Below are 24,852 nucleotides of genomic sequence, written 5' to 3' on the forward strand. Positions count from 1 at the left end.
GCTCTACAGGAGTGTGCGGACCAACGGTCCGCACCCACCGAAGGCCGGGCCATGCCCGGCGTGGCGGCATCAACGGCTCAGGTGCAGGAACTGCAGGTGCCGTTCGTACTGGCTGATGATGTCGTTGATGATCTGCTTGCGGTTGTAACCGACCAGGTCGTAATCCTGGCTGCCCTCGTACAGATGTACTTCGGCACGGTAGTAGCGCTGGTTGCGCAGCTGCTGCGCGGCGAAGGACGGGGTCAGGTAGCCACTGAGGATCACCCGGTACAGGAAGTCCTGCTGCTCGCCGTGGTTGACCGACAGTTCCATGTCGCCCGCTTCGAAGCGAGTCTGCACGTCCCAGCCCTGCTCACCCAGCTGCTCGGCCACCGCCTCCATCGCCGGCTTCACCGTGTCGTCCATGAAGCGGTACACCTGGTCGCGTACCGGGAAGTTCATGGCCTGGGTCAGGCGCTGGCGCCAGCCCTGGTGGTGGCGATCATCGCCGATCAGCGGCGATGGCCTGAACTGCTGCGCGCGCTTGCGGTGCGACTCGTCACTGAAGGCACGGGTCAGGCCCCACATCATCAACAGCAGCACCGCCGAGAACGGCAACGATGCCAGCACCACCGCTGATTTCAAGGCATCGATGCTGCCGGCCAGCAGCAGGCCAGCGGTCAGCACCGCGATCACCGTGCCCCAGAACACACGCAGCCAGCGCGGGCCATCGTCCTCTGGCGCGCCGCCATGCGAGGACAGCGTGGACAGCACCACCGCGCCGGAATCGGCGGACGTCACGAAGAAGATGAAGCTGACCAGCACGGTCACCCCGATCACCGCCTTGCTCCACGGGTAGCCATCCAGCAGCGCATACAGCACCGTCGGTGGATCATCCACCGCCAGCTGCGCCAACTGCTGCTGGCCATGGTGCAGCACCTGGTCCAGCGCGCTGTTGCCGAAGATCGACAGCCACGCCAGGGTGAAACCCAGCGGAATCAGCAGCACGCCGAACACGAATTCGCGGATGGTGCGGCCGCGCGAGATGCGCGCGATGAACAGGCCGACGAACGGCGCCCAGCCGATCCACCAGGCCCAGTAGAACACCGTCCAGCCGCCCAGCCATTCCGGACGGCCACCATAGGCGTACACGTCGAAACTCTTGCCTACCACGCTGCCCAGGTAATCGCCCAGGTTCTGCATCAGCGTACTGAGCAGGTACTGGGTGGGGCCGGCGCACAGCATGAACAGCACCAGCGCGATCGCCAGCAGCATGTTGATGTTGGCCATCCAGCGCACGCCCTTCTCCACCCCGGACACCGCCACTGCGACGGCCGCGCCCATCATCGCCACCACCAGCAGGATCTGCACCAGGTTGGAGTGCGGCACATTGAACAGGTGCGACAGGCCGGCGTTGAGATGCAGCACGCCGAAGCCCATGTCCGCACCGATGCCGAACACCGTGGCGACGATACCCAAGGCGTCGACGGTGTAACCGATCGGGCCGTTGATGCGCTTGCCGATCAGGGGATACAGCGCCGAGCGCAAGGCCAATGGCAGGTTGTGCCGGTAGGCGAAATAGGCCATCGCCATCGCCGCCAGCGCGAACACGCCCCAGCCATGCAGGCCCCAGTGCAGGAACAGCAGCTGCATGGCCTGGCGTGCACCGGCTTCGCCCGCTGCGCCATCACCCTGTGGCGGCTGCAGGTAGTGGGTCAGCGGTTCGGAAACGCAGAAGAAGAACAGGGTGATGCTGATGCCTGCAGCGAACAGCATGCCGGCCCAGGAGAGGTAGCTGAACTCCGGTTCGTCATGGTCGGCACCGAGCTTGATACCGCCGTACTTGGACAACGCCACGCCGACCACGAACACCAGGTACAGGGTCATCGCCAGCAGGTAGTACCAGCCGACGTTGAGGGCGGCCCAGTCCTGCGCCTTGACCAGCAGGCGACCGGCGCCGAGTGGAAACAGGCTGACGAACAGTGCGAAGGCAACGACAACGATCGCCGCGAAGGCGAAGACGGGCCGCAGGGTTCGCACCGGCTGATGTTGAGGCTCCAGTGCTTCCATGGGCAGCCATCTCCGGATCGATCAGAAAGTAAGCCGGCGGATTCTGGATGAACAGCAGTGGACACAGGATGAAGTCGTGGCACCGCGCAGGCATGATCCTGCCCCCATCCGTGTTACTCGCGCGCCTGCACGGCGCGCGCGCCGCTCCGGCCTTACTGCATCACATGCACGGCGCACAGCTTGTTGCCGTCCGGATCACGCAGGTAGGCCAGGTACAACTGGCGCCCTGCCTTCTGCCGCACGCCAGCCGGGTCTTCCACCGCAGTACCGCCATGGGCCACGCCCGCTTCCTGCCAGGCATGCACCGCCTGTGGGTCTGCCAGCGCAAAGCCGATGGTGCCACCGTTGGCGTGGCATGCCGCCTGTCCATCGATGGGCGGAATGACCATGAACATGCGCCCATCCTTGATGTAGACCAGCTTGCCCTCGTCATCGAACACGCCTGTGCGGGCGCCGACGGCGGTGAACAACGCATCGTAGAAGCGACGGGAGATCTCCATGTCGTTGGTTCCGACGGTGACGTGACTGAACATGCGGGCACTCCGTTGCGGGAAAGCCCAAGTGTCGGCCACCGCATCGACGACGGCAACGGCGCCGGCCGCCGTGGGTTTGTCGCGGGCGCCTTCACGCGACTATAATGGGAATCATTCTCATTGACGATTGAATCCGATGGCCGTGCCCGCCACCTCCAGCTCCGTGCTGGCGGGGTTCTACCGCGAACACCACGGCTGGCTGCTGGGCTGGCTGCGGCGGCGCACCCACAATGCCGAGTGCGCGGCCGACCTGACCCAGGACACCTTCGTACGCCTGCTCAGCCGCCGAGTGGACCCTGCCGAGCTGCGCCTGCCACGCGCCTACCTGACCACCATCGCCCACGCGCTGCTGGTCAACCACTGGCAGCGCGCCGATCTGGAGCGGGCCTATCTGGCGGCACTGGCAGCACAACCGGAGCCGGTGCATCCCTCCGCCGAAGAACGCACCCAGGCGCTGCAACTGCTGCATGCCATCGCCGACATGCTGCAGGGCCTGCCCGAGCGGCCGCGGCGCGCCTTCCTCATGGCGCGACTCTCCGGCATGGGCTATGCGCAGATCGGCCAGCAGCTGGGCGTCTCCGAACGGATGGTCAAGAAGTACATGGCGCAGGCCATGCTGCATTGCCTGCAGCTCAGCGGCGACCTCCCGGCATGAGCCAAGGTATCGCCTATCCGGCGCTTGAACAGGCCGCCGAGTGGTTCGCGTTGCGCCAGCAGGGCGCCTGGAGTGGCGACGATCAATGCCGCTGGGAAGCGTGGCTGCGCGAGCATGCCGAACACGCCCGTGCATGGCAGCGGGTCGAATCCATCTGGACCTCGTTTGCTCCGCTGGCGCCGCATGCAGCCGCGCAGGCCCTGGATGCAGCGGGCCGTCGTCGTCGTCGCGCCCTGCGCGGCATCGGCAGCGCGTTGGGGCTGGGAGCGCTCTCGCTGCTCGGCCTGCAGGGCCTGCAATCGCAGCGGCAACGACTACCGCTGCGCACCGCGGCAGGACATACCGGCGCGTGGACCCTGCGCGACGGCAGCCAGCTGTGGCTCAACGCCGACAGCGAAGTCGTCGTCGATGTCGCCGAAGGCCGTCGTGCCCTGTACCTGCTGCAGGGCGAACTGCTGCTGCAGACCGGGCATGCGCCGGCCTACGCCCATCTGCCATTGACCGTACACACCGCCGGCGCCCGCCTGCAGCCGATGGGGACGCGCTTTGCGGTCGGCCGCTGCGGACCGGACAGTCGGCTGGATGTGTTCGAAGGTGCGGTCCGTTGTCTGCCCCTGCTGGGCACGGCGCTGGACGTGGTTGCCGGTAGCGGGGCGCGCATTGGTGCATTGGGTGCACTGCAGCCCGTGGCTGCCGATCCGTTGCGCGGTGACTGGACCGACGGCCGCCTGCAGGTTACCGACACGCCATTGCTGCGGGTGGTCGATGAACTGGCACGCCATCACCGCGGTTACCTGGGCTGCGACCCGCGCGTGGCGGCGCTGAAGGTGACCGCGGTGCTGCCGCGGCTGGACAGCCTGCAGGCACTGCCGTTGCTGGCGCGCGCCCTGCCGATCCGCATCGAGCAACGCTGGCCCTGGTGGACCGTGCTGCGCCCAGCCTGATCGCGTGGTTCCCTTTTCTGCCGCTCACCGGGCAGTACAGGAGAACCCATTGCGGAACACCGCCCCATGACGTCCCCCCGCCCCCTTCCCTCCCCTCGCCCACTGACACTGGCACTGTGCCTGGCCATCACCGTGCCTGCCGTCCTGCCAGCCAGTGCGCATGCACAGAACGCCGCCGCAACAGTCAGCCAGTGGCGCATCGCTGCCGGTCCGCTCGACCAGGCCCTCACCGCCTTCGGGCAGCAATCTGGCCTCAACGTTGCCGTCGATGCGCGCCTGACCCGTGGCCTGCGCAGCCCCGGCGTGCAGCGCGCGGAGTCGGTGGATGCGGCACTGTCGCAGCTGCTGGCCGGCACCGGGCTCACCTTCCAGCGCGATGCCGATGGTGTCGTGCTGCGCCACGCGCCGGCGCGCGACAATGATGGTGCTCGCCAGATAGGCACCCTGCGTGTTGGCGGTGAGGCCAGCGAAGGCGCTTCACCGTGGGGCCTGGCCGATGCCGATGCGGTCTACCGTGACAGCGGCTCGCGCGTGCATCTGGATCGCCAGCAGCTGGAGCGTTTCCGCGGCCAGTCGATCGGCGATGTACTGGCTGGTGCGGTCGGCGTGCATACCGGCGATGTGCGCAACGGCGGCGCACTGGACGTCAACATCCGCGGTCTGCAGGGCCAGAACCGGGTGCCGGTGATCATCGATGGTGGCCAGCAGGCCATCGATGTCTACCGTGGCTATGCCGGCGTGCAGCAGCGCAGCTACCTGGACCCGGATCTGGTGAGTGCGGTCAGCATCGAGAAGGGCCCGAGCCTGGCGGCGAACGCGGCCAGTGCCATCGGAGGCGTGGTGTACATGGAAACCCTCACGGCCGACGACATCCTGGACGAGGACCAGCCCTGGGGCCTGCGCGTGCGCGCCGGCGTGGCCGACAACAGCATCGACCGCACCCACGTGTTCAAGCAGGTGGCACGCGGCAACGACAACCGCAACAGCCTGCGCGATCCACGCGACTGGAACGGCAGCGTGGCCTTCGCCCAACGTGGCGAGGACTGGCAGTTCGTGGCTGCCTATGCGCGGCGGCGCCAGGGCAATTACTTCGCCGGCCGCAACAGTGCAGACCGCTACGACGACCAGCACCTGTCCAGCGGCGGCACCGGCATGACCAGCCAGCCGGTGTCATCGATCTACCACCCCGGCGATGAAGTACTGAACACCCACACCGACAACGAGTCGCTACTGCTCAAGTTCGTCTGGACACCCAACCCCGACCAGCGGCTGGAACTGAGCCATCGCTTCTTCGATTCCCGCTTCGGTGAAATCATGCCCTCGGCCATCGGCCGCGTCGGCGAGTCCAACGAATGGGTGACCTACGTGGACAAGGCCAACACCATGTTCCAGTTCGAACCCGGGCGCATGCGCGTCAACGCCACTTCGCTGCGCCACCGCTACCGGCCCGAGGCGCATCCGTGGCTGGACCTGAGCAGCACGCTGTGGTTCACCACTGCCACCAGCCGCATGTTCAACAGCAACGTGGCCAATACGCCACTGTTCAAGGACTACCCCGGCGACAGCATGCCCGACACGCTGGGCGAGACCTATGGCCCTGGCCTGCAGTCGGACGTGAAGAGCCAGCGCTGGGGCGTGGACAGCAGCAACACCACACGCTTCAGCAACAGCCTGGGCGAATGGACGCTGCGCTACGGCGCCGCCTTCCAGCATGAGGACACCGCACCGAATTCGCCGGTGCTGCCGGTGGACTTCAACAACAACCGCTACCTGCGCTCGGGCACGCGGCGCGAGGCCAGCGCCGTCGCTTCGCTGCAGTGGCAGCCGTGGGACTGGCTGTCGTTGACCGCAGGCGGGCGCTTCACCGATTACCGCACGCAGGACCGCAACCGCGTGGCCTACGTCAGCCAGTCACGCGACCTGCGCTACACGTTCGCGCGGCTGAGCAAGGACGGGCAGCTGCTGCCGGGCTGGTACAAGGAGTGGTATCCGGATGCACAGGGCGCCTACACCCTCGAGTCGCTGCGTGCCACGCCGTACGGCGACAGCACCCTGGGGCAGACCTATGACTTCGACGGTTTCCAGCGCGATCCGCGCGGTGCCAACGGCTTCTACACCAAGAAGATTCCCACCGCCTGGGGTTACCAGCCGGCAATCCGTCGTTCCGGCCATGGCTTTGCGCCCTACGCCGAAGCCCGCTTCAACCTGGATGCGGACGCCTTCTTCTACGTGAAGTACGCGCAGGGCTGGAAGATGCCCAGCCTGTTCGAATCGACCTTGGGCAACAGCACGTCGGCACCGATCAACGGCCTGAAGCCGGAGAAGAACCGTTCCTGGGACATTGGTTTCAGCCTGCTCAAGCATGACCTGTGGCGTGACGGTGACCGCCTGGCATTCAAGGTCGCCTGGTTCAAGAACGATATCGACAACGCGATCACCCGCCGCTTCGATTCCAGCAACTGGGCGTTCTATGTCGACAACGTCGACAACTACACGATCTCCGGCTACGAGCTGCAGTCCGGCTATGACGCCGGCATTGCCTACCTGGACCTGTCGGCCAGCTACTACCAGCGCGCACGCACCTGCGATGCGGCCACGGCCAAGCGCCTGCGCGAAGATCCCTATGCGAAGTGGAGCAAGCTGGACACCACGCCGGACTGCGTGGACGGCGGTTTCGGTACGTCCTTCGTCAACGCGCAGAACCCGCCGAAGTACTCGATCCACAGCACGCTCGGATTCCGCTTGTTCGACCGGCGACTGGATACCGGCATCCGCCGAATCTACAACAGCGGCCCCACCCACGAGCTGGACAAACCCTGGAACACCACCGGATCGACCGGCCTGCAGAACATCTACCTGCCGACCGCGATCTACGACTTCTATGCACGCTGGCAGTTCACCCCACGCACGGAAGTGGAACTGGCGGTCAACAACCTGCGCAACACCTACTACATGGACACGCTGGCGATGAGCCTGATGCCCGGGCCGGGACGGACCACGCGGCTGAGTTTCACTGCACGCTTCTGAGTACAGCAGAAACAGCAACGCCCCAGGGAATCCATCCCCGGGGCGCCTGCATGCGGCGGCTCACGCTCTGGTAGGTGCCAACCTTGGTTGGCACAGCGACGCGCTACTTCGCGGTACTGAGCAGCAGCACCGCCACAGTGACCAGGCCAATGCCGATCCAACCAATCGGGCGCAGGCGGTTGCCAAACAACAGGCGGCCGCAGGTAGCGGTACCGATCACGCCGATCGCGCCCCACATCGCATAGGCGGTGGCCAGGTCCATGTAGCGCACGGCCTGGCCCAGCAGGGCGAAGGCGATCCAGACCAGCACGATGGCGCCGACACCCCAGCGCCAGCGACGGAAGCCATCGGACTTGGCCACCATCATGTTGGCGGCCACATCGATCAGCGCAGAGCAGATCACGAAAAACAGGGCCATCATGTTCATCAGTGCGCCTCCCCGAGAGTGACACAGACGATGCCGACCACCGCCAGCACCAGACCGGCCAGCTGCTGCAGCGACAGGCTCTCACCGAACACGCTGATGCCGACCACGGTCAGCAGGGTCAGGCCGAGACCTTCCCACACCGCATAGGCCACGCCGACGGCGATGCGGCGTACCGACAACGCCAGGAAGTAATAGGACAGCGCAAGTGCGCCAGCCATGATCAGGTAGCCGGTCCAGCCGCCATCGCGGGCGGCATGGGCCATGAAGGACGTGCCGACCACTTCGGCGACGATCGCCACGGTCAGGCAGGCCCAGGCGACGAAGGCGCCACGGGCGGGAACAGTACGGGACATGTGAAGCTCCTTGCGGGACGGGGACCGCGCCCCCGTCTTCAATAGATCCACGCCGTGCGTGGATGATCCGGAACGCCCCGCAGACAGGGGCGACGGCGGCCAGTATCATCGCCTTTTACGGTGGTATCAAAATGGATTCCATCGACAGGAGCGATGGATCAATGCCCTATTCCCCTGAATCCCTGCAGGCCTTCGTCGAGGCCGCCGCGCTGGGCTCGTTCTCGGCGGCCGCGCGCCGGCTGCGCAAGACCCAGTCCACGGTCAGTACCGCCATCGCCCACCTGGAAGCCGACCTGGGCATGGTCCTGTTCGATCGCAGCGGCCGCTATCCACAGCTGACCGACGCCGGCCGGCAGGTGCTGGGCCACGCGCAGGAAATCCTTGCCGCCGACGCGCGGCTGCAGCAGCTGAGCGTACGTCTGGCCGCACCCGTGGAGCCACGCCTGACCGTGGTGTTCTCCGATGTCTACCAGCTCGATCCGGCGCAACGTGTGCTGCAGCGGTTTGCCGAAGCGTTTCCCGAGATCGAACTGGAATGGCTGGATGCCGAAGGGCGGGACGTACTGGAACTGGTGGATGCTGGCCGCGCCGGGCTGGGACTGCTGCCGCGGCAGGCGCAGTACCCCGATGCGCTGGTGGCCCAGCCCCTGGCCCACCACAGCGAACTGGCGGTGTATGTGGCCAGCGATCATCCGCTGGCGCAGGCCGGCGTGCGCGCGGCCGCGCAACTGGCCCGGCACCGGCAGGTGCGGCTGAGCGCGCTGGTCGACCACGCGCCGCCGATCAGCGGGCCGGCATGGACTGCGTCGGACTATCTGATGGTGATGGAGATGGCCGAGGACGGCATCGGCTGGGCCGAGCTGCCGCGTGCGCTGGTGCAGCGCTACGACCGTGGCCGCCTGCTGGAGCTGCGCGTGCCTGGCTGGCCGCGCCGCATCCACAGTGACCTGGTGTGGCGGCGCGATACGCCGCCGGGGCCGGCGGCATTGTGGTGGGCCGAGGCGCTGGGGTGATGCATCAACGGGACCCCATCCACGCATGGCGTGGATCTACTGCACGCTGAATTGCCGCATCCACGCATGGCGTGGATCTACACGCTGAAGTAGATCCACGCCATGCGTGGATGCACAGGATGTCAGCAGATCACGGGTTGGCGAGCGCGTAATCCAGCGCCGAGCACACCGCCGCCACCTGCGCGTCGTTGCACTGCTGCGGCGTCGCCCGCGGGCTGTCCGGGTAGACCTCGGTGGTGGTGGTGTACTTTGCACCGGTGATGCCGGCGCACAGGCCCAGCGGCACCAGCGCGTACTCGATCACGCCATGCGCGACCACCGGCGAACCGATGATCTCGCCCTTGTCGTCGGCCGGTGCGATATGGGTGACCTTCTCCACTTCGGCGACCACCGCCTGCTGGAACGCCGGCTGCGGATTCTCGCTGTCGTCCACAAGGTAGAAGCCATCGGGAATCAGGCCCGGTTCGAACGGCTTGCCGTCGCGCGCGGCAAGTGCGGGACGGAACTCGCTCTCGTCGCTGTCGGTGGTCTCGTGCAGGTCGATGTGCAGCACGAACTGGCCCTTCAACGGTGCGATCAGTTCGATCAGCGCCGTCGATTCGCGGGCCGGGCCGTCAGCGCGGAAGTTGCGGTTCGGGTCGATCGCATCGAAGTTCCAACGGTTGATGCGCTCGAAGCCCCACGGATTCACGCACGGCGCGACCAGCAGGTTGGCCTTGCCGGCATAGCTGGCGGCATGCTCTTCGAGGAATTCCAGCGCGCCCAGCACGCCACTGGTCTCATAGCCGTGCACACCGCCGGTCACCAGCGCGGCCGGCAATGCCGGGTTCCAGTCGCGGCTGCGCAGGGCGAACAGGGTGTAGGTCTCGCCTGCATAGTCGAGCTGGCCGTAAGCCACCTTGTCGAAGCGCTCGGCCAGTGCATCGATGCGCGGCAGCACTTCCTCGTCGTAACGGCGCAGGCGCTGCTGGCGCGCACGCCACTGCTCCCGTTCCGCCACGCCCCACGGCTGGCCAGGGATACCGACGGGGTAGAAAGCAGCAGTGGACATGGCAGATCTCAGCGGGTCAGGAGGCAATTGAACACTTTACCACCGGGCCAAAGTGCTGAACCGCGCGCCGATTCCAATGGCGAATGGAATCAGCAATAATTCTCATTTACGCCCTTCCACTGCCCGCAACGATGCCCATCCCTGCCCTGCAACCGGCCCGCCTGCCCCTGGCCGCCGCCCTCGCCCTGTGCCTGATCCCGGCTGCCAGCGCCTTCGCGCAGGACAGCGCCACCACGCTCGACAGCATCCAGGTATCGGGCAGCTGGCTGGGCACCGGCCTGCACGACAGCGTCAAAAGCTTCGCCGGCGCACGCACCGTGGTTGACCGCCAGCGCATCGAGGCCAGCGGCGCCGCCAGCCTGGGCGATGCCATGCGCCGCATTCCCGGCGTGCAGGTCACCGACAACTCCGGCACCGCCGGCAGCTCGGTGTCACTCAACATCGGCGTGCGTGGCCTGACCGGTCGCTACTCGCCGCGCTCGACCGTCCTGCTGGACGGCGTGCCGCTGGCGGTTGCGCCGTACGGCCAGCCGCAGCTGTCGTTCGCCCCGGCCAGCCTGGCCAACATCGAGTCGATCGACGTGGTGCGTGGCGGCGGTGCGGTGCGCTACGGGCCGCAGAATGTCGGCGGCATCATCAACTTCAGCACCCGTGCGATTCCGACCGTGGCCGGCCTGCACGGCGAGGCCGGCGTGCGCTACAGCGCCTACGACCACGGCGGCGGCGACAGCACCCAGTACAACGCGTTCCTCGGCGGCACCGCCGACAACGGCCTGGGCATGGCCCTGCTGTATTCCGGGCAGGACGGCCGCGGCTGGCGCCAGGGCAGCGATGACCGTTTCGACGACCTGGCACTGAAGTTCGCCTATGCCATCGATGCGCAACAGGAACTGCGCGCCAAACTCTCGTACTACGACGTGCGCTCGCTGACTCCCGGTGGCCTGACCCGCGCACAGTACGAGACCGATCCGTTCCAGAACACCCGGCCGACCGACTTCTGGAAGGGCCATCGCACCGGCATCGACCTGGGCTACACCAACACGCTGTCGGAGAACAGCGAGTTCGAGGTGCTGGCGTATTACAACGAAAGCAACCGCGCCAGCTCGCTGATCAATGCCGCCAACACGCAGATCACCGTGCAGCCGCGCGACTACCGCGTGCTCGGCATCGAACCGCGCTACACCCAGCGCCTGCACTGGGGCAGCAGCGTGCACGACATCACCGCCGGCTACCGCTTCCTGCGCGAGCGCGGCAATGACCGCAGCTACACCGTGACCCGCCGTACCGGTGCGGCCGGCGCGACCACCCGCTTCGACAACGCCACCGATGCGCACTCGTTCTACGTCGATAACCGCATCGCCATCGGCCAGTGGCGGATCACGCCCGGCGTGCGCATGGAGTGGATCGACATGGACCGCCAGCAGGCCGGTGGCGGCGCGACCTTCAGCAGCCGCAACGACAAGGCACTGCCCTCGCTCAACGTGGCCTACCTGCTGACCCCGCAGCTGACCGTGTTCGGCAACTACACCACCTCGTTCGGGCCGGTGCAGAACATCCAGCTCAACTCGCAGAGCGCGACCAATCCGCTGAACCCGGAAATCGCCAGGACCACCGAGCTGGGTGCGCGCTGGCAGGATGGCGCGCTGCGTGCGGAAGTGACCGTATTCAAGATGCGCTTCGACAACCAGATCCTGCAGATTCCGGGCATCACCCCGCCCACGTTCCAGAACATCGGCGCCACCGACCACAAGGGTGTGGAAAGCGCGATCGAATACCGCTTCGCCGAGAGCAGCGCGCTGGCCGGGCTGGAGCTGTACGCGAACTACACCTGGACCAAGGCCATCCAGCAGTCCGGCGACAATCGTGGCCTGGATGTGCCGTTCTATTCGCGCGATACCGACAGCATCGGCGCCCGTTATGCGCTGGCCGGCTGGACCTTCAACGTGTCCAGCACCCACCAGAGCGGCCAGTTCTCCGATGCCGCCAACACCTGGAACGAAACCGCCGATGCCCGCGTGGGCCGTGTGCCGGGCGTACGCCTGTGGAACGCGCAGGCGGCCTGGCAGCTGCCTTGGCTGGCCGACAGCGAGATTGCGGTGGGCGTGAACAACCTGGCCGACAAGCGCTGGTACACCCGCAACGTGGATGGCAACGCCGGCCGTATGGTGGCCGCACCGCGCACGCTCTACGTGCAGGGCCGCTACCGCTTCTGAGTGCGGTAACCGCCTGATGCGGTGACGGTGGCGCTCACGGTGGCGGCGTATCATGCCGCCACCATGTCGTCCGCCGCTTCGCCATCGCGCCTGCATCTGGCCTTCCAGGGCCTGCGTCTGCGCCTGCGCGGCAGCGACCTGTGGTTCATCGCCCTGGCCCTGCTGGTCGGTCTGATCGCCGGTGGCCTGACCCTGTTGCAGGCGGGGCTGGCACGCAGCCTGCAGACGGCGCTGTATGGCCTGGATGAGGGCATGCGCCTGAGCTCGCTGCCGGCATTGACCTGGACCGCGTTGCTGGTGCTGCCACTGGGTGGCCTGGTGGTGGGCCTGGTCAGCCTTGCTGCAACGCGCCTCAAGCGCCCCCTGCTGGATGCCGTGGAAGCCAACGCGCTGCACGGTGGCCGCATGTCGATGCGCGACAACCTGATCGTGTTGACCCAGACCCTGGTGTCGAACGGCTGCGGTGCTTCGGTCGGACTGGAAGCGTCGTACACGCAGATGGGTGCCGGCAGTGGCTCGCAGCTGGGGCGGGTGATGCGCCTGCGCCGCAACGACGTGCGCATCCTGGTGGGTGCCGGCGCGGCCGGTGCGATCGCCGCGGCCTTCGGTGCACCGTTGGCCGGGGCGTTCTACGCCTTCGAGATCGTCATCGGCGCGTATACGCCGGCGGCACTGGCGCCGGTAGCGGTGGCGGCGCTGGCCGGCGCCTTCGTTGCCGACCAGGCCGGCGTGGAGGCCTATCTGCTGCCGGCGGCATCCACCATCGACGTGCGCGCTGCCGATTATGCGATCTACGGCCTGCTCGGGTGCTGCTGTGCGATGGTCGGCATCGCGGTGATGCGCCTGATCGCCTCTATCGAGGGCACGGTCAAGCGCAGCCCGTTGCCGCTGTGGGGGCGGCCGGTGGTGGGCGGCCTGCTGTTGATTCCGCTGGCGCTGGCCAGCCCGCAGGTGCTGTCGTCCGGCCACGGCGCGCTGCACCTGGACCTGACCACCCATCTGCCGCTGATCTGGATCGGCGGACTGCTGACCCTCAAATGCCTGGCGTCGGGCATCTCGCTGGGTTTTGGCTTCCGCGGCGGCCTGTTCTTCGCCTCGCTGTTCATGGGCACCCTGGTCGGCACGCTGTTTGCCGGGCTGCTGGCGATTGCCACCGGCGTGCCGGTGGTCGACGCCACGTCGGCGGCGCTGGCGGGCATGGCCGCACTGGCCGCGGCGGTGGTTGGCGCGCCGATGACCATGGCCATGCTGGTGCTGGAAGGCACCCACGATTTCCTGCTGACCAGCGTGGTGATGAGCGCCGTGCTGGTGTCCAGCACCCTGGTGCGCCAGTGGTTCGGCTATTCCTTCTCGACCTGGCGCATGCATCTGCGCGGGGAAACCATCAAGAGCGCGCGTGACATCGGCTGGGTGCACAACCTCAACGCCGGGCGGATGATGCGCAAAGGCGTAGCCACTGCCCCGGCCGACCTCGATGCCGCCGCCTTCCGCCAGCGCTTCCCGCTGGGCTCGGGCAGCCGGGTGATCCTGATCGACAGTGAAGGCCACTACGCCGGCATCGTGCAGATCCCGCGCCTGTTCGGCGACGGCGTAAAACCCGAGGACGTGGTGGGTACGTTCGCCGAGAACCGCGACGTAGCGCTTGCCGCCAGCGCGGACGTGGTCAGCGTGATGCAGCGGTTCGACCAGACCCAGGCCGACGAGCTGGCGGTGGTGGCCGACGATGGCCAGGTACTGGGCGTGGTGTCTGAAGCATTCGTGCGCAAGCGCTATGCGGAGGAGCTGGACAAGCGCCAGCGCGAAATGATGGGCGAGCGCGTCGACGAGTAGATCCACGCCATGCGTGGATGATGTCCCCGGCACCCCCCACCTATCCACGCATGGCGTGGATCTACTGTCACCTGTGGGAGGTAGACTGCGGCCATGCGCTTCATTGAAACCTTCCAGCCCGGCCCCTTCGCCGACACCGTGGTCAGCCTGCTGGCGGCGTTCGTGCTCGGCACCCTGATCGGTGCCGAACGCCAGTACCGGCAGCGCACCGCCGGCCTGCGCACCAACGTGCTGGTAGCCGTCGGCGCCGCCGCCTTCGTTGATCTGGGCATGCGTATCGCCGGCAGCGCCGAGGCCGTGCGGGTGATCTCGTACGTGGTCTCGGGCGTCGGCTTCCTCGGCGCCGGCGTGATCATGAAAGAAGGCATGAACGTGCGCGGCCTGAACACCGCCGCGACGCTGTGGTGCTCGGCGGCCGTGGGCAGCTGTACCGGTGCGGACATGCTGGCCGAAGGCGTGCTGCTGACCGTACTGATCATCGCTGGCAACACCCTGCTGCGGCCACTGGTCAACGCGATCAACCGCATCCCGATCAACGAAGCCGCCAGCGAAGCGACCTACGAAGTGCGCCTGAGCGTGGATGCCGACGCCGTGCCGCGCGTGCGCGAGCGTCTGGTGGATGCACTGGAAGCGGCACAGTACCCCGTTGGCGACGTACAGCTGGTCGAGCACGCCGATGCACCTACCGATGTGATCGCAGTCCTGGTCAGCACGGCGGTCAGCGCCGACGAGCTGGACGTGGTGCTGGCGCGGATGGAGCAGGTGCCGGGCGTGCTGCACGCCACCTGGGAAGTCAGCACCCGCGATTGAGCGGGGATCGGCTGTTCATTCACGCATGACATGGATCTACTGCTCATCCATGCGCCACGCGCTGCTGCGCACGCAGCAGCCTGCGGAACGAGGCGCAGCGCCGAGCATTCTCCGCGTGTGGGCAGGCCGCAGCGCGCCGCAGCCGATCCTGCACCCGCTGCAACCCGCGTATCTGCCGCTGCAGCGCATCGGCCTGGGCCAGCAATGCCGTGCGGTCCAATGCGAGCCCTGTCCCCTGCGGCATCGCCGCGCCGATCTGCTGCAGCGACAGACCTGCTGATTGCCCCAGGCCGATCAGCGCCAACCGTTCCAGCACCTGTTCGTGGTACTGCCGGCGAAGGCCGCGCCGCCCCAGCACCTGCAACAGGCCCAGCTGTTCGTAGTAGCGCAGGGTCGAGGCCGGTACACCACTGCGGCGCACCACCTCACCGATATCCAGTTCCCGCATCGTGCTTGACCTCAAGTGGGCTTCAAGCGCCACCATGGTCGTACTCCCCGCGCAAGGCAAGCCCATGGCAGATTCACTCCCGCTCGATCAGAACACGCTCTGGAACGGCCCCGCTGGCGAGAACTGGGTCGCGCAGCAGACCCTGCTGGACGGCCTGTTCCAACCGATGGCCGATGCGCTGCGCGACGAACTGCCGGCTGCCGTCACGGAACTGCTGGACATCGGCTGTGGCACCGGCGCCAGCACGCTGACTGCCGCCACGATGCGTCCCGATGCGCATTGCACCGGCGTCGACATCTCCGCACCGATGCTCGCCCTCGCCCGCCAGCGTGCCGCCGCGATCGGGCGCGACATCGACTTCATCGTTGCCGACGCGCAGCGCCATGCCTTCGCGACAGCGCGCTACGATTGGATCCAGTCGCGGTTCGGGGTGATGTTCTTCGAGGACACGCAGGCCGCCTTCGCCAACCTGCACCGTGCCGCCCGAGCCGGCGCAGGCCTGCGCTTCATCGCCTGGCGCAGCGCGCAGGACAATCCGTTCATGACCACCGCCGAGCGCGCCCTTGCAGACCAGCTGGTGCTGCCGGTGCGGGTACCAGGTGCACCGGGGCAGTTCGCCTTCGCCGATGGCGAGCGGGTGCGTCGGCTGCTGCAGAGTGCCGGATGGCAGGACGTGGACGTGTCGCCGCTGGACCTGACCTCTTTCCTCACCCGTGACGCGCTGGCCAGCTACGTCGGCCAGCTCGGTCCGGTGGGCCTGGCCCTGCGTGCGCTGCCCACCGAACGCGCCGATGCGCTGCTGCAACAGGCGCTGGCCGCGTTCGCATCGTTCATCGACGGTGATCGCGTGCGGGTGGAAGCCGCCTGCTGGATGATCCGCGCCCGCGCCTAGCAACAGAAAAGGGGACGGACGGGATCAAGTCGTTCATGCCCCGGCTGTGCGGGAAACGACTTGATCCCCTCCGTCCCCTCTTCTCTACAGCGCCTCGCCTGCATCGGCCAGCCGCGATTCGATGAGCGCGTACCACTGCTCGAGCATGTCGACCAGCATGTCCAGCTCGGCGTCGGCGCGCTGCGCGCGGCCGCTGCGCAGGCAGGCCTGCGCTTCCTGCAGTTGGGTGAGGAACCCGGCAACGGTGTCGGCCTGCAGGATCAGGCCCGGCAGCCGGCGCCCGGGAATGCGCACCACCGCATGGTTGCCGAGCTGGCCGTACACGCTGAGAGTGGCTTCCGTCTTCATGGACAAGGGCAGGAATTGGGCATTCATCAGGTGCACCAGGGAAGAAACCTGCCCACCGGCAGGCGTGGAAAACGGGGGAGACGTTTCCACGTCCTGCCGGCAGAACAGGGGGGACTCGGGATGCCGGGGCGCGCCCCGGCACGGGGATTCAGTGCGGCCGGGCCACGCCGGCGATCTGCACCCGGCGGTTGGGCGCCAGGCAGGCGATCAGTTCGCGCCGGTTGCGTTGGTCGCACTGCACCAGCGGTTCCGCCGCGCCCCGACCTTCGGCACTGATGCTCGCCGCTGATACGCCGCCCTGTACCAGCGCCATGCGCACCGCCTCGGCACGCCGCTGCGACAACGTCTGGTTGTAGGCAGCGCTGCCGATGCGGTCGGTGTAGCCGACCACCTGGATCGACTGCACCTGGCTGGCCTCACGCACCTGCGCCAACACGCCCTGCACGGCCTGCTGACCAGTGGCGCTGAGCACCGCACTGTCGAAACCGAACAGCGCATCGGCAGCCAGTCGCAGCGGCTGCTCCGGCAAGGGCGCCGGCGGTGGCGGTGCAGGCGGACGCGGCGGGTCCAGTACGGCAGCGCACGATTCAGGCTTCCAGTAGCCGCCCTGGGCGATGCCCTTGTTGTCGAAGCGCACCTGGAACTGGCAGGTGAAGTATTCGGCGCCCTGTGCGGTGCGGAAGTTGAAGAGGTAGTTCCACTCGCGCACACCCCACATGCCTTCATTGAAATGCGGTGTGCCCAGCAGCGTGTACAGCTGGCGCTTGCTCATGCCCGGCGCGAACCGGCGCAGGTCGGCGATATCGGGATAGATGCCTTCCTTCAGCGAGGCCTTGCTGGCCTCCGGGAAGGTGACGGCAGTGCTGCCGGCGGGACCGTCGGCGGCCGGTGCGTGGCTGCGGCAGGCAACCAGCAGCCCTGCGGCCAGGATCAGGCCCAGCGTGGCGGCGACGCGGCCACTGCGAGCGATGCGATGCGATTTCATGTCATTCCCCCTGTAGACGTTGCCCGCTGCGCCGGGCCGCAAGTGCGACCCGGCGCGGGCGATCACCACTGGATACCGGCACCGACGGCCACACCGGCCTCGCCGCGGCTGTTGGTGGAACCACTGAACTTGTAGATCCAGCGCCCACCCTCGGAAACACCGGAGATGCCCAGGGCCACGCCGGATTCGCCGTTGTAGCTGCCGGCGGCGATCGAGGCCATGTTGCGGCCGGCTTCGCTGGGCTGCGGCAGCGACGCGGTTGCCATCGCCGAGGCGATACCGGCCGAGGCGCGGTTGTCGGTCTTGCGCAGGTCGCGTTCAAAGCCGCCCATGCGCTCATCGGTGTAGGCCTTGGACCAGTCCAGCGTCTGCGCCATGCCCGACTTCAACTGGTCGACGTTGACTGCGTCGGTACCGGCGGTGCCGGCGGCGACGTTGCGCACCGTGGTCGGGCCACTGCTGGTGCTGCCCAGAGTGACGCTGTTGTAGTTGGTAGTGCCGTTGGTGGTGGTGTCATAGCGGATCGTGCCCTGCTGCGAAGCCTGCAGCTGACGCACGTTGACCGCATCCGTTGCCTGCGAACCGTCGGCCACGTTGACCACCTGGCGTTCGGCACCGGCTGCCCCCACCGACACCGTATTGGCGCGGTTGGCGACCGAGCCTGCACCCAGCGCCACCGAGTTGTCGGCCTGTGCCTGCGACCCGTTGCCCAGTGCGGTCGAGTTCGCCCCGGCAGCGGTGGAGCCGGCACCGCCTGCGGCGGAGTTGGCACCGCTGGCGGACGGATCGGCCAGGTTGTTGCTGTTGTTGGCACGGAAGCTGCCGGCGACGTTGGTGATGTTCTGGATCTTCTGGTCGGTGTAGGACTTGGACTGGTCGATGGCGTAGTTGACGCCGTTCTTCAGCTGGCCGACGTTGGTCGCGTCGTGGTCGTCGGAGCCATCGGCCACGTGGGTGACCTTGCGCTCGCTGCCGCTGCTGCCCACCGCAACTTCGCCGGACGAGTTGCTGGCACCGGTCTGGCCGTAGGCACCGGTATAGCCGGTCTGCGCGCCGACACTGGCCACCGAGCCAGCACCCAGCGCAACACTGTTGCCTGCGCTAGCATTGGCGCCGTTGCCGACCGCCACACTGCCCGCGCCCGCTGCACTGGCCTGCGGGCCGACCGCCAGCGCTTCGGCACCGGTGGCCGTCGCCGCTGCGGCAGTGGAGTTGACCGCCAGGTATGGGCTGCCGCCACCGTTGCTGATGCGCTGGTTGAGCACCCGCAGCGAGCCATCCACGGCGGAGAACGCCGCGGTGACGTTGCTGTAATCGTTGCCGGTGATGGTGCCATCGGTAGCGATAGTGGAGATGTTGAAGGTCGGCGCGGTCCACAGCCCGGTGCTGCCGTTGTACACGGTGCTGCCACCGAAGTAGCTGGCCACGGTCTGGTGGGTGCTGAACAGCTGGTCGCCGGTGATGGCATCGCTGCTGCCCGCCAGGATGCTGCCGGCAGCCACGTTGGTGACTTTCACCGGTGCACCGCCGGTACCACTGAGGGTCACGGTATCGACCACGTTGCCACTCCCATCCACGTCATATTTCACGGCGCGCTTGTCCAGGTCATCGGTCTGGTCTGCAACGTTGGCCAGCGAATTGCTGACCGCATCGAAGGCCGTGCCGACGTCGTTGTAACTGCCCTGGCTGACGGTGCCATTGGCGGCGACATTGTTGAGCGTGTAGGTCGGTGCGGTCACCACGCCATTGGCATCCACCGCAGCGCCGCCGCCGAGATGGGTGGCCACGGTCTGGTTGGCCGCGAACAACTGCGCGCCGTTGATCGCTTCGCTGCTGGCCGCGCTGATCTGGCCGGGGCCAAGGTTGCGCAGCGTGGTGGCCGTGCCGGACTGGCCCAGCGTAGCGCTGCCGTAGTTGACGCTGCCGTCGCCGTTGAGGTCGTAGCGCAGCGCGCCCTCTTCCGAGGCCTGCAACTGGCCCAGGTTGACCGCATCGGTGCTGGCGGTACCGGCGGCGACATTGGTGACCTGGCGTTCGGCGCCTGCGGCACCGATCGACACGCTGTTGGCACGGTCGGCCAGGCTGCCGGCACCGACGGCGATGGCGTTGGCTGCAGTTGCGCTGGCGCCGGCACCGACGGCGATCGATTCGGCGCCGCTGGCCACAGCTTCAGCACCGGTCGAATTCACCCGCAGGTACTTGGTGCCGGTGTTGCGGATGTCGTTGATCTGCGTGTTGAGGTTGACCAGTGAGCCGTCCACCGCATCGAAGGCGTCGGTGACGTTGTCATACAGCCCCGAGGCCACGGCGCCACCGGTGGAGATGGTGCTGATCTCGAACAGCGGCGCGGTGAACGTGCTGGTGAGCGGATCGAATGCTGCGCGTCCGCCAAAGAACTTCGCCATGGTGTCGTTGCTGGCGAACAGCTGCGCACCGTTGACCGCCTCGCTGCTGGTGGCGTTGACCGCGCCGGCGGCCAGGTTGCCGATGGTGGTGGTGCCGGTGCCATTGCCGAGGGTGACACGGCGGTAGTTGGGGTCGCCTGCACCATCCAGGTCATAGGTGACCGCCGCTGCGCCAACCGCATCGATCTGGCTGATGGCGCCCTTCAGCTGGGCCACGTTGACCGCATCTGTGTTGGCGCTGCCGGCCGCGAGGTTGGTGATCTGCCGCTCGCCACCACCGGCGGTGCCTACCGACACTTCACCGGCCGACACCTGTGCTGCGGTCAGGCCGTAGGCGCTGTAGCTGGCCTGGGCGCCACGAAGTGCGGCCGAGCGGTAACCCAGTGCCACCGAATTGGCCTGGTTGGAGGTGCTCTCCGCGCCGAGCAGGGTTTGCCCGTTGGCGGTGCCGCTGGCGCTGTCACCGACCACCACCGAGTGCCCCATGCGCGCCGCGTAGTCGGCGGTGGGAACGCCGGTCGGATCGGTCGGATCATTGGCGCCCGCACCGGGGAAGGCCACGCTGGCATCGACTTTCGGCAGCTCATGGCGGGCATTGGCGCCGATCACCACTTCTTTCGAACCGTTGGCATAAGCGCCATCGCCCATCAGCACCTGGTAGTCCTGCGCGGCGTTGACCGCCCAGCAGGAGATGTCGGCCAGGCCGATGTCCAGGCACTTGGCCGCCCAGGCCGGCGAATCCTTGGGCAGCAGCAGGCCCAGCAGGCCGCCGGGATTGCCGTTGTTGATGTTGTAGATGTAGCTGTCGGAGGTGACGCCACCGATCAGGGTCAGGTGCGAGCTGCCACCGGTGACCGCGCCGCCCAGTCCATTGAGCGTAGTGCCGACCGGCGTGGCATTGACCACCGGCAGGCCGAGCACGCTGACCGTGGAATAGGTCTGCATGACATTGGCGGTGCTGAGCTTGAGGTTGCCGTTGGACAGGTAGCCGGTGCCGCCGAACAGGCTGGCGGTGGTCGGGCCGAGCAGTTCGGTGACACCACCCACCAGGCCACCGGTGCCGATCACCAGGCCCGCATTCGGGTCGGCGGCGGCCGGCGCCTTCGGGCTGGTCGGCGGAATGGCCGACGGCGAGGTCAGGCCGAGGCTGCCCAGGGTATTGCCGACCAGGCCGCCGACGGCCCCGCCGAGGCTGTTGACGGTACCGGACAGATCGCCGTTGAGCAGGCTGCCCACAGCATTGCCAACACCATTCAGCGCAGTACCGACGCCGTTGAGCAGGCCGCCCAGGCCGAGCGCGCTGTTCTGTGCGGCGACGGTTGCGGTGCCGGCCAGCTTGAGATTGCGATCAGCGACGAGTTCTTCGCCGTCCTTGCCCTGCACGCGCACCTTGCCCGCCACGCCGGCATCGAACGCGGCGGTGATCGCGCGGTCATCGGTGTCGCCCGGCAGCTCTTCCTTGGCCGGCAGTGTGACCGCGGCGGTGGCACCGGCCTGGCCTTGTCCTTCGATGTGGTTGCCGGCCACGACCAGATGCGAATCGACCTTGCCATCGACGGCCGCTTTCAATCCGGACGGCGTTGCACTTGCTGCGGCGGCAACCTGGGTACCGGCATCGACGCTGGCAACCGGCGTACCGGCGATGCCGACGTTGGCCTTTGCTGCCGCATTGGCAGACAGGCCCAAGGGTGCCTGCGCGGCCGGTGCGACGTTCGCGGCGACCGCGGCGACCGCGGCATCGACACGGGTGGCGGCGACGTTGCCGACGCCGATGTTGGCGCGCACGTCGGCGCCGAGCGCCGGTGCGGTCACCTGGCGCGGCGTCGCGCCGGCGGCCAGCTTGACCTGCACGGTGGCCGGCAGGACGTCGCGCACCACCGGCAGCGAGGTCGTGCTCAGCTGCAGGCCGACGCGTGCGTTCGCACTGATCGCCGGGTTTGCCTGGGCCTGTCGTGCGGCCGCTGCCAGCGCCACTTCGGCATCGACCTTCACCGGCATCGGCTGGGTGTACTTGGCTGCCAATGCCTGCAGATCGCGCAGCGATTGGCTGGACTCTGTTGCCGCCGCAGGCCCGCTGGCCAGCACGCACAGCAGTGCCAGGGCCAGGGTGCTGGGCACCAGAAGGCTGGCACGGCGGTCGCGCGGTGCGGTACCACCGCTATCGCCGGTGGCCAGTTCCGAGGCCACAACCAGAGCATTGAGCTGGCGGTTCCATACACGCCGGTAGATGCGGTTCATGAGCATTTCCCCCGTAGGCGGACAACTTGAATGTCAGTGGACTTGCCGTTAGGCAGGTGACTGACATTTCGCGCCTTTCAGCGAGGGCTGAGCACTTCATTCCGGCAGGGCAATCGCGCATTCCGGCAAATCCACGGCCGGATTCGGCAGCCGCATATGCAAAACCGGCAGGGAGGGCTGGCCGGGCTGCGCCCGGCACCCGCAGAGGCCACGTCAAAGGCAACAGCAACGGCAAAAGCAACGGCAGAAGCTGGGTTCCTGGGGGATGGCGGGGTGGGTCCGGTTGCGGGGGACGCCGTAAATACGTCCCTGTAGGCTTGGCCGCGGCATCCATGCCGCGGACACCCCCGCAACCGGACCCACCCCGCCTTCGACAGTTTCCCGCGCGCGTTGTAGTAGAGCCGGGCCATGCCCGGCCGAGGGGAAAGTCGGATCATCATTTTTCATTTAGATCGAAATAATCAATGAAAATCGAGGTTGCACTCACGCTCGCAGTGAATGCATGACAGTCAATCCAACCGTCATCGGGAAACTGTCAGGGGTGGGGCGGTGTGGGCTTGCAGGACCGTTGGCGCCATGGATGGCGCCATCGAGCCCCCATGGATGGGTTTACGGCGTGTCCTGCAAGCCCACACCGCCCCGCCAACCTACAGAAAACCCAGAGCCGGCTGTTGCTGTTGCTGTTGGGGTTGCCGGCCAGCGGCCGGCACTACCGCGGGTGCCGGGCGGCAGCCCGGCCGATGCCTTCAGGCGGGTTGGCCTAGCTGTGCGGGCGCGCGCATCAGGGTGTCGCGTGGCAGTTCGCCAAATACCTTGCGGTAGTTGTCGGCAAAGCGCGACAGGTCCCACAGCCCGCAACTGAGCGCGATGGCCTTGACCGAGCGCCGGTTGGAATCGGCCATCGACAGGCTGCGGCAGGCCGCGCACAGCCGCAGCATCGACAGATAGCGATTCGGCGAGGTGCCGAACAGATCCTCGAACGCATAGCGCAGGCCGCGTTCGCTGACGCCGGCGGCGTCGCAGATTTCATTCATGTAGATATTGCGCCGCAGGTTGAGGCGCATGAAGTTCTCCGCCCGCTGCGCGATCAGGTAATGCGTGCGGCGGGCGCGACTGCAGCTGGGCCGGTCGGCCGGGCCTGCACCGAGCAGCGCCTGGATATGCTCGTGCAGCAGGCGCTCGGTTTCTTCCGGCTGCAGCGCACCGCCCTGCCCCAGCTGTGCATGCAGCTGCTGGTAATGGCGTACCAGAGGCATTGCATCATCGCCGAGGTTGAACAACGAAAGTGCCTGCCCCGCCGGTGGCGTGCTGCGCAGGCTCAGTTCGGTCAGCTTTCGCTGCACGCGCGCGACCGGCACCAGCATCAGCGTCATCTGCGTGCCGGGGCTGAGCGTGAACTCACTGATGCCTTCGGGCATCACGGCCAGCGCCATTCCCGGCGTCAGCGGCACGCCATGGCACCAGCTCAGTGCATCATCGGTGGTGTGCAGATAACCGAGCATCGCCCAGTCGGGGGGCAGCATGAATCGGCCGCGACAATGGAAGCCGCAGGTGATACTGCAGAACAGGGCTTCCTCGTGAACGCGCGAAGCGAATGCCGCGCGCGGACCATTGCCATCAAGCAGCAACAGCTCCACATCGCACACGCGGAGCACGCCGCTCAGCGTGGCCAGGTCGATCGACCTGAGATCGCCGTCGTCGTTGTCTTCCACCCCACCATCGACCATGACAGTGTCGTCCCCCGTTTGGTCTGCTGCACGACCCCGCCCCCACTGCCTGACAGGGCGCACGCCGTTTCCAAGAGCATCGTCCGTTGCCGTGATGGTCGCTGCGTAGAACGCGCGTCCATCCATGAAAATGCAAAACCTTGAATGCGAGTATGCCCGATAATCCGCGGCCGTAAACAGGATGTTTCAAGGCTGACGGATTATCGGCCGCGTGAAGAAATTGTGTGTGCGAGTGGCATGGTTTTCGCATGCGCGCAGATCGACCTCACATTATCTGCACGAGCATGAATCGTTTTGCGCAGGAACGGATTTACGTCACAGATCGTGATCGGAATATTCAGGAATTCAACGAATCTGCCGAATTTGCATATAGGTTCCGGTTGCAGGGAACCGCCATTCAGGCAAAGTCGAATACACGGTGATCGGGCACGCAGATAGCGGCCACACCCAGGGGGACAGCATGACCATGCACGTACGACATACCGTTTCGACCACCGGCCTGGTGCCGTGCGGTCGCGGTTGCGCGGCCGCTGCCCTGCCCGGGAATGATCACCCTGCTTGAGCACAGCGGGATTGCCCGCCGTGCCTCCTCCGCCAGGATGGCAGAGGCCTACGGACGGTCCCGGCGGAGCCGGGCCACCGCCCATGCAGGTTTCCTGCAGCAACTGACAGGTAGAGGGAGACAACCGTCATGAACGCATCGATCCGCAAGTTCCTGAAAGAAGAAGATGGCGTGACCGCGCTCGAATACGGGCTGCTGGCCGCCGTGATCGCCGGCATCCTGATCGTGGTGGGCAGAACCCAGATCACCGCATTCTTCACCACGTTGTTCACCCGCCTGCAGGCCATCGCCACCGACGCCACCACCACCTAGCCGTCGCGCGGGGTGCAGCACCTGCGGTCG

General features: G+C 66.9%; 19 protein-coding genes. 9 read left to right on the plus strand and 10 right to left on the minus strand.

Annotated elements, in window-relative coordinates; translation table 11 throughout:
- Positions 1 to 69: 69 nt before the first annotated feature.
- A complete protein-coding gene (gene betT / locus CR156_RS09995) occupies positions 70 to 2,049 on the minus strand; it encodes a choline BCCT transporter BetT (protein WP_099818721.1) in 1,980 nt (659 codons plus the stop codon).
- A gap of 152 nt (positions 2,050 to 2,201) precedes the next feature.
- Positions 2,202 to 2,582 (minus strand): VOC family protein, encoded by a 381-nt coding sequence (locus tag CR156_RS10000; RefSeq protein WP_100552740.1) that lies wholly within the window; start codon positions 2,580 to 2,582, stop codon positions 2,202 to 2,204.
- A 136-nt stretch (positions 2,583 to 2,718) separates the two neighbouring features.
- Between CR156_RS10000 and CR156_RS10005 the strand changes: the two genes are divergently transcribed.
- The 3 genes from CR156_RS10005 (at position 2,719) to CR156_RS10015 (ending at position 7,208) form a co-directional block, all read left to right on the plus strand.
- On the plus strand, positions 2,719 to 3,237 hold the full coding sequence (locus tag CR156_RS10005; RefSeq protein ID WP_100552741.1) for a sigma-70 family RNA polymerase sigma factor: 519 nt from the start codon (positions 2,719 to 2,721) through the stop codon (positions 3,235 to 3,237).
- Complete coding sequence (locus tag CR156_RS10010; RefSeq protein ID WP_100552742.1) at positions 3,234 to 4,181, plus strand: FecR family protein; 948 nt, start codon at positions 3,234 to 3,236, stop codon at positions 4,179 to 4,181. Before CR156_RS10005 ends, CR156_RS10010 begins: the two co-directional genes overlap by 4 nt.
- Positions 4,182 to 4,247: 66 nt before the next feature.
- Positions 4,248 to 7,208, plus strand: coding sequence for a TonB-dependent receptor (locus tag CR156_RS10015; RefSeq protein WP_100552743.1), 2,961 nt, complete (start codon positions 4,248 to 4,250; stop codon positions 7,206 to 7,208).
- A gap of 103 nt (positions 7,209 to 7,311) precedes the next feature.
- On the opposite strand, the gene CR156_RS10020 is transcribed toward CR156_RS10015, so the two are convergent.
- Together CR156_RS10020 and CR156_RS10025 are read right to left on the minus strand one after the other, a co-directional pair.
- Positions 7,312 to 7,635 carry a DMT family transporter gene (locus CR156_RS10020; protein WP_100552744.1) on the minus strand — a complete coding sequence of 108 codons (324 nt, stop codon included), beginning with the start codon at positions 7,633 to 7,635 and terminating at the stop codon, positions 7,312 to 7,314.
- Complete coding sequence (locus CR156_RS10025) at positions 7,635 to 7,988, minus strand: SMR family transporter (RefSeq protein WP_089235904.1); 354 nt, start codon at positions 7,986 to 7,988, stop codon at positions 7,635 to 7,637. The genes CR156_RS10020 and CR156_RS10025 overlap by 1 nt, the downstream gene beginning before the upstream one ends.
- A 161-nt stretch (positions 7,989 to 8,149) precedes the next feature.
- Between CR156_RS10025 and CR156_RS10030 the strand changes: the two genes are divergently transcribed.
- Positions 8,150 to 9,001: a LysR family transcriptional regulator gene (locus CR156_RS10030; RefSeq protein WP_100552745.1), complete on the plus strand. Its 852-nt coding sequence runs from the start codon at positions 8,150 to 8,152 to the stop codon at positions 8,999 to 9,001.
- Between the two features lie 130 nt (positions 9,002 to 9,131).
- On the opposite strand, the gene CR156_RS10035 is transcribed toward CR156_RS10030, so the two are convergent.
- Positions 9,132 to 10,052, minus strand: coding sequence for a M14 family metallopeptidase (locus CR156_RS10035; protein WP_100552746.1), 921 nt, complete (start codon positions 10,050 to 10,052; stop codon positions 9,132 to 9,134).
- Positions 10,053 to 10,183: 131 nt separating this feature from the next.
- Between CR156_RS10035 and CR156_RS10040 the strand changes: the two genes are divergently transcribed.
- From CR156_RS10040 to CR156_RS10050, 3 genes are all read left to right on the plus strand, one after another.
- A complete protein-coding gene (locus tag CR156_RS10040; RefSeq protein WP_100552747.1) occupies positions 10,184 to 12,265 on the plus strand; it encodes a TonB-dependent receptor family protein in 2,082 nt (693 codons plus the stop codon).
- 63 nt (positions 12,266 to 12,328) lie between these two features.
- Positions 12,329 to 14,095: a chloride channel protein gene (locus CR156_RS10045; RefSeq protein ID WP_223880146.1), complete on the plus strand. Its 1,767-nt coding sequence runs from the start codon at positions 12,329 to 12,331 to the stop codon at positions 14,093 to 14,095.
- Between the two features lie 93 nt (positions 14,096 to 14,188).
- The gene (locus CR156_RS10050) at positions 14,189 to 14,905 is read left to right on the plus strand and encodes an MgtC/SapB family protein (protein WP_025878554.1); all 717 of its coding nucleotides are present in this window, start codon (positions 14,189 to 14,191) and stop codon (positions 14,903 to 14,905) included.
- Between the two features lie 43 nt (positions 14,906 to 14,948).
- On the opposite strand, the gene CR156_RS10055 is transcribed toward CR156_RS10050, so the two are convergent.
- Complete coding sequence (locus CR156_RS10055; protein ID WP_100552749.1) at positions 14,949 to 15,353, minus strand: MerR family transcriptional regulator; 405 nt, start codon at positions 15,351 to 15,353, stop codon at positions 14,949 to 14,951.
- Positions 15,354 to 15,417: 64 nt separating this feature from the next.
- Here CR156_RS10055 and CR156_RS10060 point away from each other — a divergent pair, with 64 nt between their 5' ends.
- On the plus strand, positions 15,418 to 16,245 hold the full coding sequence (locus CR156_RS10060; protein ID WP_100552750.1) for a class I SAM-dependent methyltransferase: 828 nt from the start codon (positions 15,418 to 15,420) through the stop codon (positions 16,243 to 16,245).
- A gap of 84 nt (positions 16,246 to 16,329) precedes the next feature.
- On the opposite strand, the gene CR156_RS10065 is transcribed toward CR156_RS10060, so the two are convergent.
- The 4 genes from CR156_RS10065 to CR156_RS10080 all read right to left on the minus strand — a co-directional run bounded on the left by CR156_RS10065 (position 16,330) and on the right by CR156_RS10080 (position 23,948).
- On the minus strand, positions 16,330 to 16,620 hold the full coding sequence (locus CR156_RS10065) for a DUF6959 family protein (protein ID WP_170929478.1): 291 nt from the start codon (positions 16,618 to 16,620) through the stop codon (positions 16,330 to 16,332).
- 121 nt (positions 16,621 to 16,741) lie between these two features.
- On the minus strand, positions 16,742 to 17,578 hold the full coding sequence (locus CR156_RS10070) for an OmpA family protein (protein WP_100552751.1): 837 nt from the start codon (positions 17,576 to 17,578) through the stop codon (positions 16,742 to 16,744).
- Positions 17,579 to 17,640: 62 nt separating this feature from the next.
- A complete protein-coding gene (locus CR156_RS10075) occupies positions 17,641 to 22,221 on the minus strand; it encodes a YadA-like family protein (protein ID WP_100552752.1) in 4,581 nt (1,526 codons plus the stop codon).
- Between the two features lie 746 nt (positions 22,222 to 22,967).
- Complete coding sequence (locus tag CR156_RS10080) at positions 22,968 to 23,948, minus strand: AraC family transcriptional regulator (RefSeq protein ID WP_100552753.1); 981 nt, start codon at positions 23,946 to 23,948, stop codon at positions 22,968 to 22,970.
- 691 nt (positions 23,949 to 24,639) lie between these two features.
- Between CR156_RS10080 and CR156_RS10085 the strand changes: the two genes are divergently transcribed.
- Positions 24,640 to 24,822: a Flp family type IVb pilin gene (locus tag CR156_RS10085; RefSeq protein ID WP_025878547.1), complete on the plus strand. Its 183-nt coding sequence runs from the start codon at positions 24,640 to 24,642 to the stop codon at positions 24,820 to 24,822.
- Positions 24,823 to 24,852 lie beyond the last annotated feature (30 nt).

This window comes from Stenotrophomonas lactitubi (genome assembly GCF_002803515.1).
Classification (GTDB): domain Bacteria; phylum Pseudomonadota; class Gammaproteobacteria; order Xanthomonadales; family Xanthomonadaceae; genus Stenotrophomonas; species Stenotrophomonas lactitubi.

Bases quoted from the DNA above. Each gene is read 5' to 3' on its own strand.
- CR156_RS10020 (WP_100552744.1), bottom strand. From the start codon at position 7,635: ATGAACATGATGGCCCTGTTTTTCGTGATCTGCTCTGCGCTGATCGAT.
- CR156_RS10010 (WP_100552742.1), top strand. From the start codon at position 3,234: ATGAGCCAAGGTATCGCCTATCCGGCGCTTGAACAGGCCGCCGAGTGG.
- CR156_RS10060 (WP_100552750.1), top strand. From the start codon at position 15,418: ATGGCAGATTCACTCCCGCTCGATCAGAACACGCTCTGGAACGGCCCC.
- CR156_RS10065 (WP_170929478.1), bottom strand. From the start codon at position 16,620: ATGAATGCCCAATTCCTGCCCTTGTCCATGAAGACGGAAGCCACTCTC.
- CR156_RS10025 (WP_089235904.1), bottom strand. From the start codon at position 7,988: ATGTCCCGTACTGTTCCCGCCCGTGGCGCCTTCGTCGCCTGGGCCTGC.
- CR156_RS10005 (WP_100552741.1), top strand. From the start codon at position 2,719: ATGGCCGTGCCCGCCACCTCCAGCTCCGTGCTGGCGGGGTTCTACCGC.
- betT (WP_099818721.1), bottom strand. From the start codon at position 2,049: ATGGAAGCACTGGAGCCTCAACATCAGCCGGTGCGAACCCTGCGGCCC.
- CR156_RS10070 (WP_100552751.1), bottom strand. From the start codon at position 17,578: ATGAAATCGCATCGCATCGCTCGCAGTGGCCGCGTCGCCGCCACGCTG.
- CR156_RS10035 (WP_100552746.1), bottom strand. From the start codon at position 10,052: ATGTCCACTGCTGCTTTCTACCCCGTCGGTATCCCTGGCCAGCCGTGG.
- CR156_RS10000 (WP_100552740.1), bottom strand. From the start codon at position 2,582: ATGTTCAGTCACGTCACCGTCGGAACCAACGACATGGAGATCTCCCGT.
- CR156_RS10085 (WP_025878547.1), top strand. From the start codon at position 24,640: ATGAACGCATCGATCCGCAAGTTCCTGAAAGAAGAAGATGGCGTGACC.
- CR156_RS10075 (WP_100552752.1), bottom strand. From the start codon at position 22,221: ATGAACCGCATCTACCGGCGTGTATGGAACCGCCAGCTCAATGCTCTG.
- CR156_RS10080 (WP_100552753.1), bottom strand. From the start codon at position 23,948: ATGGTCGATGGTGGGGTGGAAGACAACGACGACGGCGATCTCAGGTCG.
- CR156_RS10015 (WP_100552743.1), top strand. From the start codon at position 4,248: ATGACGTCCCCCCGCCCCCTTCCCTCCCCTCGCCCACTGACACTGGCA.
- CR156_RS10030 (WP_100552745.1), top strand. From the start codon at position 8,150: ATGCCCTATTCCCCTGAATCCCTGCAGGCCTTCGTCGAGGCCGCCGCG.
- CR156_RS10050 (WP_025878554.1), top strand. From the start codon at position 14,189: ATGCGCTTCATTGAAACCTTCCAGCCCGGCCCCTTCGCCGACACCGTG.
- CR156_RS10055 (WP_100552749.1), bottom strand. From the start codon at position 15,353: ATGCGGGAACTGGATATCGGTGAGGTGGTGCGCCGCAGTGGTGTACCG.
- CR156_RS10045 (WP_223880146.1), top strand. From the start codon at position 12,329: ATGTCGTCCGCCGCTTCGCCATCGCGCCTGCATCTGGCCTTCCAGGGC.
- CR156_RS10040 (WP_100552747.1), top strand. From the start codon at position 10,184: ATGCCCATCCCTGCCCTGCAACCGGCCCGCCTGCCCCTGGCCGCCGCC.